Source organism: Siphonobacter sp. SORGH_AS_0500 (genome assembly GCF_031453245.1).
Taxonomy (GTDB): Bacteria; Bacteroidota; Bacteroidia; order Cytophagales; family Spirosomataceae; genus Siphonobacter.
In genome coordinates this window covers 114,653-127,621 of sequence record NZ_JAVIYT010000008.1, presented here as the reverse complement: position 1 = coordinate 127,621, position 12,969 = coordinate 114,653, and the positions used below count along the sequence as shown (strand labels likewise).

Annotated in this window: 7 protein-coding genes; 1 reads left to right on the top strand and 6 read right to left on the bottom strand. The window is 46.8% G+C overall.

The window, feature by feature from the left end:
- Positions 1 to 16: 16 nt before the first annotated feature.
- The gene (locus tag QE357_RS23850; RefSeq protein ID WP_309713485.1) at positions 17 to 3,586 is read right to left on the bottom strand and encodes a SusC/RagA family TonB-linked outer membrane protein; all 3,570 of its coding nucleotides are present in this window, start codon (positions 3,584 to 3,586) and stop codon (positions 17 to 19) included.
- A 4-nt stretch (positions 3,587 to 3,590) separates the two neighbouring features.
- Complete coding sequence (locus QE357_RS23845) at positions 3,591 to 4,622, bottom strand: FecR domain-containing protein (RefSeq protein ID WP_309713482.1); 1,032 nt, start codon at positions 4,620 to 4,622, stop codon at positions 3,591 to 3,593.
- Between the two features lie 375 nt (positions 4,623 to 4,997).
- Here QE357_RS23845 and QE357_RS23840 point away from each other — a divergent pair, with 375 nt between their 5' ends.
- Positions 4,998 to 7,688 carry an outer membrane beta-barrel protein gene (locus tag QE357_RS23840; protein WP_309713479.1) on the top strand — a complete coding sequence of 897 codons (2,691 nt, stop codon included), beginning with the start codon at positions 4,998 to 5,000 and terminating at the stop codon, positions 7,686 to 7,688.
- On the opposite strand, the gene cbiB is transcribed toward QE357_RS23840, so the two are convergent.
- From cbiB to QE357_RS23820, 4 genes are read right to left on the bottom strand one after another with little or no spacing between them, the layout of a single operon-like run.
- Positions 7,685 to 8,614, bottom strand: coding sequence for an adenosylcobinamide-phosphate synthase CbiB (cbiB, locus tag QE357_RS23835; protein ID WP_309713477.1), 930 nt, complete (start codon positions 8,612 to 8,614; stop codon positions 7,685 to 7,687). The two genes, QE357_RS23840 and cbiB, sit on opposite strands and share 4 nt — an antisense overlap.
- The gene (locus QE357_RS23830) at positions 8,605 to 9,609 is read right to left on the bottom strand and encodes an aminotransferase class I/II-fold pyridoxal phosphate-dependent enzyme (RefSeq protein ID WP_309713474.1); all 1,005 of its coding nucleotides are present in this window, start codon (positions 9,607 to 9,609) and stop codon (positions 8,605 to 8,607) included. Before QE357_RS23830 ends, cbiB begins: the two co-directional genes overlap by 10 nt.
- 3 nt (positions 9,610 to 9,612) lie before the next feature.
- Positions 9,613 to 11,085: a cobyric acid synthase gene (locus QE357_RS23825; RefSeq protein ID WP_309713471.1), complete on the bottom strand. Its 1,473-nt coding sequence runs from the start codon at positions 11,083 to 11,085 to the stop codon at positions 9,613 to 9,615.
- A gap of 9 nt (positions 11,086 to 11,094) precedes the next feature.
- The gene (locus QE357_RS23820) at positions 11,095 to 12,966 is read right to left on the bottom strand and encodes a magnesium chelatase subunit D family protein (protein WP_309713468.1); all 1,872 of its coding nucleotides are present in this window, start codon (positions 12,964 to 12,966) and stop codon (positions 11,095 to 11,097) included.
- Between the last annotated feature and the right edge of the window lie 3 nt (positions 12,967 to 12,969).

Sequence of the window (12,969 nt, the reverse complement as noted above, 5' to 3'; positions counted from 1 at the left end):
ATATTGGCTAGGATCGTTAGAAAGAAGCGTTTAAGCCGAAGAAAAAGCTTGTTACCGGAGGAAGGTTAGCGTAGTTATTTGTGCGGTAATACTCGGGATCAACGCCCGCTTTATTTTTCACCCAAATCAGACCCAGGTTACGAGCCGTTACGTTCAAACTGGCAGATTTGACGGGTAACTTTTTTAGTAATGATTCGCCCAGTTGGTAACCTAGTGAAAGTTGCTGAAAGCGAATATGACTGGCACTCTCCGTGAGAAGATCGGATAATTTATATCGGTTTACGCTGTTATAACTTATGTTGGCCAGACCGGGTACGTTGGTGAAAGCTTCGTCCCCGGGTTTTTGCCAGCGAAGAGCCAGATCTTTCTGAGTTCCCATCAGTCCTGAAAGAGCGGTAGCCTGATAGTCAGGATAGTTATCTATTGAAGGACGACGGAAGACGTGTCCCATGGCATAGGTAAACCGAACCGCCAGCGTCCAGCCCTTGTATGAAAAGTTATTAATGAAAGCTCCAAAATAGGGTGCTGTTGTCCGACCCACATATACCAAGTCTTCACGAGTTAAGCTATTGACACCGACTTGATCCGAAACGATTTCTCCACTTTTATTATAAATCTGTCCTTGTCCGCGGTTATCAAGGCCAGCCCAGCGATACGCATACAGGTAATCCGTAGGCATTCCGTTTAGAAATACATTACTCAGGATCTGCCCCACGGTAGTCTGGTTAAATCGGGTATCGGTAACTTTATTGGTGTTGTAAGAAACGTTGAACGCAGAGGACCATCGGAAACCCCGGTATTGAATTACTTCTGCTTTCAAGCCTAGCTCATAACCATGATTTTCCATGGATGCCGAGTTAAACTTAAGCGTAGACCAGCCGTAGGTAGAATTGTAAGGAAACTGTCCGAGAATATCCGTAGATTTTTTCTGATAAACATCAAAGTTTCCCGAGAGGCGATTGTTAAGCAGTGCAAAATCGAGCCCTATGTTACTACTTGCCGTTTTTTCCCAGCTTAATTGACTATTGGCGGGCGTTGAAATGCTGGCATAAGCTTCATTCGTGAGGTTATCAGCTCCAAACGTATTAATTAAAGTGCTATTGGAGGTAGCGGTTGGAATGATTCCGGCTATTCCATACGTGAGGCGAAGCTGTAAATCGTCAAAAAACGAGACGGTATTCATGAACGATTCGGACTTGATATTCCACTTAACGCCCGTAGACCACAGGGGACGGGCCCGGCGACTCCGTGAAATTCCGGCGAGCGAATAATCATCAAAACGAATACTAGCCGATAAAGAATAGCGATTATTAAGAAATGAAAGTCCAGCATTACTGTAATACGACAGGTACCGCATGCGGTCATAGGTAATTGCTCCGTCGTTATAGCCAAGGATGCTGCTATATCCGTCAATGGTGGTGTAAGCAACAGAAGGATTAAAGGCCAGTGAACTACGGGTATCGGCATTGTATCCGTAACGCGTTTGCTGTTGGGCATTATTGAAGGTCTGCCGAATTTCACTGCCCGCTACCATGTTTAACTGAGCAAACTGATGCCAGCTCTTGTTGATATTGAACTGTCCACGCAACGAATAACTGTCATTAATCTGGTTTCTGCTTATCATCGAACCTCCGAACGGTATGCCATATACGATGCTGCCCGTAGTGGGGCTGATGCTGGTGGCATAGTTGAGTCGGTTCCGCATGTTGTAACTTTGCAATTCGTCAAGGCTCACCCCGTTTACCAGATTTCGCTGCCATTGTCCGGCTACAGTTAGATCGAGCCAATCCGTAAGCTTACCCGTTAAGTCCGCTCCAAAGCGAAGGCGATTTTCCTGCGTGGTGTATTTCGAATAATTCAATTCATCAATAGGATTGTACCCATAAGGGAGGTAACCCTTCTTTTCAAAAGCCTGGGCGACATCCTGCCGATACACGTAATACCGTTGAATGTGATTTCCTTGAGCGTCTTCGAGTGACTCATAGGGACGAAGGCCCAGATTACTTGTGGTAATGGCATTAATAGCCGCTGAATTATTGATGCTATTACTAATGTTATAATTGAGGCTGGTGTTGAGTCGAAGGCGGTTCTGAAAAAACTGGTTACCCAGATTAGCCGTCACAAAGTAACTTTCGGATTGATTGCTGCGAAAAACGGGAATATCCTTGCTGTAATTCGTTGAAAGGTAATAGGTGCTATTCGGTCCACCGCCCGAAAGAGAAAGGTTATACTGCTGGGAAATTGCGTTTTGTAAAAGCAGTTTACGAATCTGACTCTGATTATTAATCCCCGCAAGAGCACTTAAGGCCGAATCCCGCTGACTAACCGTTGCTGTGCCCCGATCCACCCGGAACATCCATTCCAACGCATCACTGAGGGGACGATTCTGGTTGAAATTCATCCAGGAAGAATCCCAGTTGGTTGGGTCAGAATAAAAACCACGGTCTTTGAGCTCTTTTTCAAGAGCGATGTATTCCGCACTGCTCATGGTTGTTAAACTTGACAAATTAGCGGGACGAGAGATGCTCAGGTTCGTACTGAAATTAATGGAAGAGGTATTGGGCCGGCCCTTTTTGGTTTCAATCACGATTACGCCGTTGGCGGCCTGTGCTCCCCAGATGGACGTAGCGGCGGCATCTTTCAGAACGGTGATGGAGGCAATGTCTTCTGGATTGTAACGACTTAAAATGGCACCCGCCGTATACTGGGAAGTACCACGGCTGGTTAACTCAGGATCAATGGCCGGGAAGCCATCAATGACAATGAGTGGATTGGTATTTGCACCTGATCCAAAAGAATTTACACCCCTAATCTGGATAGTGTTCTTGCGGACATTAAAGTTCACGCCAGGCATGGCTCCTTCCAGACGCTCCATCAGGTTAATGCTGGGAACATCTTTAATTTCTTTGGTTACCTGGCTAAAAGAACCCGTTGCCCGCTCTTTTGGAATTTTCTGATAACCCGTCGAGAGAATTTCAATTTGTTTTAATTCCTGCGTGTTTTCTTCCAGGATGACGTTAATCATGGTTCGGTTACCAACGGCCACCCGCTGCGTAACCATCCCGACAAAAGATACCGTAAGGTGCTGGGTGGGTTGCGTGAGCCGAAGCGTATATTGACCGTCGCTATTGGCAGTCACGCCGACATTTCCCCGGTCGGATTTAATCGTTGCTCCAATCAGTGGTTTGCCGTGACTGTCGGTAATCGTGCCGCGAATGGTCTCAATGTAGGCAGACTCTGGCTCGACGATTTCTGTATAACCAGGTGCGGAAGCCTCCACTCGGTTCTTCGAGGGTTGGTCGCGGGTATCTTTAATCAGGGTGTAGTAATTGTGCTGAACGTATAGAAATAAGAGTTTATTGGGGTAGAGAATTTCTTTTAGTACATTCTCTACTGGCTGGTTTTTTGACAGCGGCGTTTTGAGCTGAACATACATATTATCGGTCAAGTGTTCGGCGTAGGAAAACTTGGTTCCGTAAAAAGCCTGGATTTTGACCAGAGCCTGGTTCAGGGTAATCCGTTGCTGAGCGAAGGCAACCGGACCCGTTAGGAGTAAGCAGACAAGGAACAGTAAGGGTTTTTTCATAAACTCAGGGGGTATGTATAATCAGATGCTGGTGTTGCCTTTCGATTTTTACATCAAATACTTTTTCAATCACGAATAAAATGTCGTCCGGATTCGCCGCCGGAACCGTTCCATTCAACCGCCTGCTCAATAATTCTGGCTTGTCAACAGTGACGGTATAGCCGTAGGTATCTTCCAGTATGCCCACTACATCGGCCATGGTATATCCGGTAAGTTCAAGCTCTTTGTTAACCCAGGCCGTATTCGCCTGCGGACTGCGATCAAGAGCCTGCAACTGGCTGGTTCGGGCATCGTAGCCCAGACTTTCTCCCGGTTTGAGGTAACGGACGAATACGCCGGGTTTTTCAACTTTGATGCGTCCTTCCAGTAGTGATATTTCCGTTTTCTGCCGCCGCGATTTAACGTTGAAACGAGTTCCTAACACCGTCAGATTCAATCCATTTACGTGTACTCGGAAGGAATCAGACTCCTGTACCCGGTTTTGAATAGCCACGTGCTTGACGTGAAAAGAAACTTCGCCTTCCGCCCAGATTTCGCGGGGTTTGCTGGATTTCCAGTTCCGGGAATAGTGAATTTTCGAATTACCGTTCAAGACCACTTCCGTCTCGTCCGGCAGGGTAATCGTGCTGAGTTGTCCAAAAGGAGTTTCTACCTGCTGATCTCCCAATTGGATAAGTTCACGGCCTGCGAAAAAGACCAGAACGACTGCCGCCGCCGCTGAAGCCCACTGCGTGGCCCGACGGAGCGGGCGGATGTATGTTCGCTGGTAACGCTCTTTCTCTTCAATCTTTTCCCATAATTGTCCCCAGGCTTCCGTTTCAGATTGCTGAGGAATGTATAGAGGCTGGTTTTGCAACCATTCAATCCATTGCCGGGCTTCTTCTACAAAAGGACGACGATCAGGATAGGTCCGTAATAGCTCCTGCCAGAACTGCTCTTTTTCGGGCGTGGGATGTTTTACACTGTCAACGAACGTTTCATCCTTAAAGAATTCGATCGTTTTATAGGTCTGATATACTTGTAATGCTTCGTTCATGGTCTCTTCAATTAGGTATACACACGGAATTTTTAATTTATCCCTTCTTTCAGAATAAAAAGTTGAAATTTTTTAAAAACCTGAACATACCTGAATGCTTCTTTAAAAAATGCCAAAGAATAGTAGACAGCAGAAAGGCTAAAATTTTAGCCAAGGACGGCAGGAATGAAAAGGCTTTTACAAAGAAGAAAAGTTATAAAGGACAGATGATCAAATTGTTAAGTGATGATTAAGGGAATGGCTTACGACTGATTGAGAAGGGCGACGGTTTTCAGGACCGTACAACATCTTGATCGTGATTGACGTATTCAATCAAAAGCATTTCTCATCTTTGCGTGGAGTCAGGAGTGAAGGGCGGGGTTTATTTTTTATGCAATGCGATTTCTTTGGGTTTTAATCCTGATTTGTGGGGTTTGGTCGTGGGCTAGTGCTCAGGTGCAGGTGCGAGGTCGAATTCAGGATTCGGACACTCGGGTGAATCTGTCGGATGCCAGTGTTACCCTGTTTACATTTTCGGATTCCGTTCTGGTGAAAGGAGCTCGCAGCAATGAAGCTGGGCTGTTTATCCTTTCGGGTGTTACGAAAGGCAAATACCATCTGGTCATTAGCTACGTAGGTTATCAGAATTATAGTTCAGTTTTTCAGGTAAATACTTCTGATATTCAGCTAGACACTATTCCACTTCTCACCCAAGCCAGTACCTTAGCTGAGGTGGTTATTCGCCGGCAGGCACCGCCGGTGACGGTTAAAAAAGACACGATAGAATATAATCCAGAAGCTTTTCAGACGGAGCCCAGTGCGGTCATAGAAAAGTTACTCGGCAAATTACCCGGCATTACGGTCGATAAAGACGGAAATATCAAGGCTCAGGGCCAGGATGTGCCGAAGATTCTTGTGGATGGGCAACCATTTTTTGACGGTGATCCTAAAATGGCAACGAAAAATTTGCCCGTTGATATAGTCGAGAAAATTCAGTTGATTGATCAGAAATCAGAGCGAACCCAAATGTCGGGAATGGATGACGGGTCGCGGAGTAAAACCATCAACATTGTCACCAAAAAAGACCGACGAAAAGGTTTATTCGGCGATCAGGAATTCAGCATTGGCCCCGATCAGAGTGAAAGAAATCCGCGATATGGGGTTCGACTCAATCTAAACCGTTTTCGAGAATCGCAGCAATTTTCAGTAATTGCTCAGGCAGATAATACCAATAGTGGCCCCGGCAGTGGTTCATCCATTAATCGAACGTTAGTAGGGGGAGTAAATTATCAAAATCGTTGGGGCAAGAAAACAGACCTGGGTATCAATTATCGAGCTAATCGGGTTAAATCCCTTAATGACCAGCAAAGCATTCGCACGTATGCACTGCCCGATACCTCGTATCAGGTGCGGGAATCGAGTTCGTCCCATGCTGGAAACACCACCCATTCGCTGAATCTCCATTTTAACCATGAATTTGATTCGCTGACCAGTTTTCGTTTGAATTCGAATGTCTCGCTTCTGCAATCCGGTAATCTTTCCCATCGACAGTCACAAACGTATCCCATAGGCTCAGAATTTCTAAATCCGATTAATCAAAGTAGTACTGAAAATACAACGGATAATCAAAGTTTGAATGGTTCGGTTAACGCTTTCCTGAATCGAAACTTTCACAAAAAAGGGAGAAACGTAATGGTCACGTATACGCTTTTTCTGAATCATCAACAAAATGAAGGATTAACGAAGTCTACGAACGAATTCTTTGGTCAGCGACAAAACCAGACGATTAATCAGGAAAATGAGCAAACGACCCGTTCTTCCCGTCATCAGGTATATGTTTCGTACAGTGAACCGTTTTCGGAAAAAAACCGACTTGAGTTTCATTACCGATTCCAGAAAAATCCCTCGTATTCCAATCGGGAAGTTCGCGACTATAACGAAACAACGGGCAGGTATGACCGCTTCAATGACTCCCTGTCCAATCGTTTTCGGTCGAGTTACCCCAGTCATGCAGCGGGCGTATTATTCCAGCAAAATCAGGGCCAGAATCTTTTCAATCTGGGAATGGATGTCCAGCAGGCAAGCCTTAGCAGTAGATCTACGTCGCAGAATATTACTAAAGACTTTATCAGTCTGTTACCCACAGCCATGGTAAGTTTTAAAGTAAAAAAGGATCGTTACCTCCGGCTTCATTATCAGGGGCAGACGCAAGCCCCAACCGTAGATCAGTTGCAGCCCGTGGCTGATAATACAAATCCTTTACTCATTCGACTGGGTAATCCCGACTTGAGGCAGGAATTCCATCATTCGATGAACTTGAATTATAACTCTTTTAATTCGACGACTTTTGAGAATTTCTTTCTTAACATTAATGCTAATCAGGTCACCAATAAAATTATACAATCGGTCCGTTTTGATGAGCAGGGCGTTCAAACGACGCTTCCCCTGAATACCAACGGCCATTACATGGTATCGGGTAATGTTAATTATGGACGTCAGCTTGAGTTTCTGAAATTACAGGTTAATACAGGCTCTTCCATTAACTATAACCGCAGCCTGACTCTGGTCAATGGCCAGGTTAATCAAGCTAATTCTTTACTGATCAGTCCCGAACTACAATTAAATTCTTCGTATCAGGAACGTTTGGGATATAGCCTACGGACCATGCTGACGTACCAGTCCGCTCGCTATTCCCTGCAAAGTCAGCGAAATACATCGTTTATCAATACCTCCGTATCCGCAAGCTTTTATTACGAGTGGGATTTTTACCTGAGACTTAGCACGGATGCGACCTATCAACATTACGGCGGAAATACGGCCGGTCCGGCCCAGCGATATACGCTCTGGAACGTAACGGTTAGTCAGAAATTTTTGAAAAAACAGCAGGCGGAAATGCAGATTCGGGTGTTTGATTTACTTAATCAGAACCGGAGCGTGACGCGTAACGTCACGGAACTCTACACGGAAGAACGGCAGAATCGGGTGTTATCCCGGTATTTTCTGGTAAGCTTTATGTATCATTTCCGAAATTTTGGGGGAATGCCAACGCCTAATCCAGAACGTAAAACCAGGTCAGCAAGGCGTTAGGATAAAGCGTAGAAAATCATAGCAATAAGCAGGATCATCCATAAACAGGTCAAATGGTTAATACGGCTGACCTGTTTGATTTCTTGATCTTCAATCATTCGTTCCGTTGCTCCGATGTAAGGCTTATCCACGAGCTTCCCATGATAGACATTGGGTCCGCCGAAACGGCAATTTAAAATACCCGCCAAAGCCGCTTCGGGGTAACCCGAATTCGGACTTTTATGCTGGTTGCCGTAACGGAAAACGAACGTAAGCCCGCGTTTGCTGAAGGTAACCAGGATCATTAATAAGGCCGTTAATCGGGCGGGAATGAAGTTGGCAACGTCGTCCAGGCGAGCGGCAAATTTGCCGAATTGCTCGTACCGTTCATTGCGATACCCAATCATCGAATCCAGCGTATTAATCATTTTGTAGGTCATCATTCCGGGAACCCCCGCAAGAGCATAATAAAACAAGGGAGCAATTACGCCATCGCTTAGATTTTCGGACATGGTTTCCAGTACCGCAATTCTGATTTGCTGAGGGCTTAAGTTTCGGGTATCGCGACCGACAATCCGCGAAAGCTGGGTTCTCCCTGCTTCAACACCGCCTTCATTCAAGGCTTTAAAAACGTTTTTTCCCTCGCTGATTAAGTTGTGATTCGCCAGTCCGTACCACACCATAATTCCGTTGAAAATCAACCAGATACTTTGAGGAAGGAGTTGGAGTAAATGGTTAATGCAAGTAAAAAAAGCAAACACCAACAGACATAAGAACAGACTCATACCCAAGCCTTTCCAGAACCGATGGTTACCTGTATTGAATCGTTTTTCTCCTGCATAAATAGCATTACCAAACACCCGAATGGGATGCGGCCAGTGATCGGGATCACCGATGAATAAATCCAGTGCATAGCCGATGAATAAAGCGGCAAGGCTTAAAACCATTCGTGTAAGGCAGAAAGTAATAATTTATTTTGAGAAGGACGAAGCGTAGCCAGCCTGAAATGTTGCGGGCTTAAGTCTCTAAAATTACTGGCGTTTCGAATTAATAAACCGTGCTTTTCCAGCAAATAAGATTTCAATGCTGCCGCTGTTTCTATACGGGTTCTTACCAGAAAAAAATGAGTTTCGCTGTCCTCAACTTCCAGGAATTCTATCTGCTTTAACGCCTGAACAAACGACTCTTTATCTGCTAACAGGGATAGTAAAGGAATCTGGATTTCGTTAAAATGTTCGAAGATAAAATGTCCTGCTTCGAGAGCTAAGGTATTAACCGTCCAAGGCTGTTTCTGGTACTTTAATCGATTAATTAACCCGGCAGAAGCCAATACATAACCCAGTCGAAGACCGGGAATAGCATACGTTTTTGTCAGGGAACGAAGGATAATCAGATTCGAATACTGAGCTAATAAATGAATGCTGGATGCAAGGGCTTTGGTGAAATCAATAAAAGCCTCGTCTATGACAAAAAGGGTGGATGGATAATCGATTAACCACTTTTCCAGTTCGCTGAAAACAGCTCCGGTTGGATTGTTGGGATTACAGATAAAAACCAGATCGCTTTGGGGTAATACTTCTTTTTTCGACCAATTTACAAACTGAAGCTGATGCTGAAAACGCGTACAGGCATCTTCATATTCGGCGAAGGCGGGGGTAATAATGGTGGTTTGGGCACCCGCAAATGCCTGAGCAATCAGGTAAATACTTTCGGTTGAACCGCTGTTAACCAAAACCTGATGCGTGGACAACTGATGATGTTGGGCAATCCGCTCAGACAGGCTTTCTGCCAATACTTCGGGGTAACGATTTACTTTTTCCCAGCGGTCAAATAAATAGGCTTTCAGGCCCACAGGCTCCCCGCCGTACCAGACATTGGTACTGAAGTCGGCCCGAATTTTTCCCGAAAAACGATACCCATCGTCGCCGTGTCCTTCCAGCATACCTTACTTTTTTAAATGACTGTAAATCAATTCTAAATCAACATTCGCCCGAATCATAGCGGCGAGCTTATCGTATTGTTCTTCCTTGTAGGCAGCGTAATCGAAAGGGGTTACCTCCGCCGATGTAAAGCGGGAAAGTAGCGAATCGACTACGACTTGATTATCCAGAATACCGTGCAGGTAACTACCCCAGCAGGTCTCGTCTAGGTAATAACCCTCGCTTTCACCCGAATCGAACTGGGTTAAGGGCTGACTTTCGCCATTTACGTAAGTTTCCCCCATGTGAATTTCGTAACCCAGGCAACGTTCTTCCGAGGCCCGGAAACGAAACTGCCGCTGAAGCGTGGTTTTCGTGGCCTGTAATACCGTGCGAACGGGCAAAAGTCCGAGACCCGGAATAGAATCGACAGACGATTCTATGTGCAAAGGATCTTCAATCTGTTCGCCGAGCATCTGGTATCCTCCACAAATGCCAATCACCGTTTTTCCCGATTTATGAGCCTTAATAATAGCTTCGGCCATGCCGTTGTTTTTCAGGAAAAGTAAATCTTCAATCGTATTCTTACTACCGGGTAGAATAATAAGGTCCGATTGCTCAAGGTCAGCCGGGCGGTGGGTGTAAAACAGGTGGACGCGGGAGTCTTTTTCCAGTCGATCAAAATCGGTAAAGTTTGAAAGGCGGGGTAGTAGAATCACCGCGACATTGACCTTATTTTTCGTAGGGTTTCGCTGTTTCAATTCCAGCGAAACGGAGTCTTCGGCTTCAATGAATATATCCCGAAAATAAGGTAGTATTCCCACGACAGGTAAGCCCGTGAGTTCTTCGAGCATCTGTTTTCCATCCTCAAAAAGTCGGGCGTCGCCGCGAAATTTATTGACGATGATGCCTTTCATGCAGGCCCGTTCCTCGGGTGTCAGAAGAGCAATGGTTCCGTAAACGGAGCCGAATAAGCCACCACGATCAATATCTCCGATTAAGTAAGTGGCCGCCCCAGCGTGCTGAGCCATGCGAAGATTAGTAATATCCCGATGTTTTAAATTAAGCTCCGAAATACTGCCTGCACCTTCCATAACGATAGGAGAATAACGACGGGATAATCGGTCAAAAGCCTGGGCTACCGAGGCAAACAGCTCCGTTCGGTCGGTCGTGCGGAAATACTCGTATGCCGACTGAGAGCCTACGGGTTTACCGTTCAAAATGACCTGCGAACGCTGATCGGTGGTAGGCTTGAGTAGTACCGGGTTCATATCCGTATGGCAGGGAATACCCGCAGCCTCTGCCTGCACGGCCTGAGCCCGGCCCATTTCATGCCCCTCTGGCGTGGCATAACTGTTCAGGGACATGTTCTGAGCCTTAAATGGGGCGGGAGCATAACCATCCTGTTTAAAAATCCGGCAAAATCCGGCGGTAATGATGCTCTTGCCTACGTCAGAAGCCGTCCCCACAAACATAATAGGTCGAAGAGATGAATGCACGCGATTCATTTATTGGAGTTGCTTAACAATGGTTCGGGTCAGGGTTTCGGCGGATAATGCTTCCAGCGATACGCAATCCGCTCCCAATGCCGCCGCCAGTTCGCTGGCTTTGCCGAGCCGCAGGTAATCCGTATCGGTGTCCAGCACGAGGGTGGGTACCTGTCGCAGGGATTGAGCGATTTCCAGGGATTGCTGCCAGGCATCGCCGCCGCCGGGTAGCGGAACGTTTGCTTTGCCATCGCTCAAAATAATCAGTAAGGGGTTTTCTTTCCGCTGGTTCAGCAAGTCTTGGGCCAGTTGTAACGCTTGGGGTAATGGCGTTCGTCCGCCGGTGGGCAAAGCCCGTAGAGCCGTTTCGGCCCGCTCGACGCTTTGGGTAGGTTCGAGTACCAACTGAGCTTCCACGCCCCGAAAAGCAATGACGGCTACCGTGTCCCGACGCTGATAAGCATCAGTTAATAAACTCAGGACGCTTCCCTTCACGGCTTCCATCCGACGGCTAGCCGCCATTGAACCCGAGGCATCCACTACGAAAACAATCAAATGTCCGGTTTTGCCACTTCGGACGTTCGCCTGAAGATCCTCTTTTTGTAAGGAAAAATGATCGGGATTACGGATGATAGCCTGCTGAATGCTGGCCTGAATGGCTAAATCTTTGGTCTGGGCATTGGCGATGGTTTGCTTCACAAAGCCCCGGTTACTGTTTTCCGTAACGCTGCGTCGCCCCGCCGAAGCGTTCATTCGAAAATCTTCGACTTGCAAAGAGGGGAAAGAAGCCACCGGGGCACTGTCAAAAACTTCTTCGGAAGAATCGGAATCCGTGGAATCTGCGGGGTTATTTTCGCGGGTATCGTTATTCCCTGTTTCTTCCGGTGGTGGCGGTAACTGATTCATTAACTCATCCAGCTCCGAGTTATTCCAGTGATTCGGTTCAAACGGTTTTTTGCGGCGGCGGTGCGGTAATACCAATTCGGCAGCCTGTTTGACATCATCAGCCGTAACGGTAGTCCGGTTATGGTAAGCGGCTAAGGTCAACGCCGTTTTATAAAGAACAATATCGGCCCGTAAACTGCTGACATTTAGTTGGGTGCAAAGTTGACTGATGAGGGTTAGTAATCCTTCTGGCATAGCTACCGAAGGTAACAACTGTCGGGCCCGCTCGATTTGTTGCGTTAGGTTCGTTTGTTCGGCAGCCCATGTATCGATGAACGCTTTGGGGTTTGTTTCATAGGCGATGCGGCGGCGAATGACTTCGGTTCGTTCGTTGACATCCGTTGGGGCCTGCACGTCTACCATTAACCCAAAACGATCCAGAAACTGAGGTCGAAGATTACCCTCTTCGGGATTCATCGTGCCGATGAGCATAAACCGCGATGGGTGACTAATCGACAAACCATCGCGTTGAACGGTATTCACTCCCATCGCGGCCACGTCGAGCAGCACATCGACCAGATGGTCGGACAGCAGGTTTACTTCATCAATGTATAAAATGCCCCGGTGAGCCGTGGCCAACAGGCCGGGTTGTAGTTTCTTCCGCTTTTCATTGAGAACACTTTCCAGATCCAGATGACCCAAGACCCGGTCCTCCGTGGCTCCGAGGGGAAGCGTAACAAAAGGAACCGGAACGACTTCGAAAGAATCAGGATTCAACTGGCAGGCTTCACAGCATTCGAGTAACTCCTCAGGGGAGGCATTGTAACGAGACTGAGCCACGCGTTGCAGAGATGGCATTAACTCAGCCAGCCCGCGGGCCGCGGTGCTTTTAGCCGTTCCCTTGTCGCCCTGAATCAAAATACCACCAATGCCGGGATTGATAGCACAGAGTAATAAAGCCAGTTTCAGGGGTTCCTGCCCAACGAGGGCGGCAAAGGGGTAAGCCATAAC

Bases quoted from the DNA above. Each gene is read 5' to 3' on its own strand.
- QE357_RS23845 (WP_309713482.1), bottom strand. From the start codon at position 4,622: ATGAACGAAGCATTACAAGTATATCAGACCTATAAAACGATCGAATTC.
- QE357_RS23820 (WP_309713468.1), bottom strand. From the start codon at position 12,966: ATGGCTTACCCCTTTGCCGCCCTCGTTGGGCAGGAACCCCTGAAACTG.
- QE357_RS23840 (WP_309713479.1), top strand. From the start codon at position 4,998: ATGCGATTTCTTTGGGTTTTAATCCTGATTTGTGGGGTTTGGTCGTGG.
- QE357_RS23850 (WP_309713485.1), bottom strand. From the start codon at position 3,586: ATGAAAAAACCCTTACTGTTCCTTGTCTGCTTACTCCTAACGGGTCCG.
- QE357_RS23830 (WP_309713474.1), bottom strand. From the start codon at position 9,609: ATGCTGGAAGGACACGGCGACGATGGGTATCGTTTTTCGGGAAAAATT.
- cbiB (WP_309713477.1), bottom strand. From the start codon at position 8,614: ATGGTTTTAAGCCTTGCCGCTTTATTCATCGGCTATGCACTGGATTTA.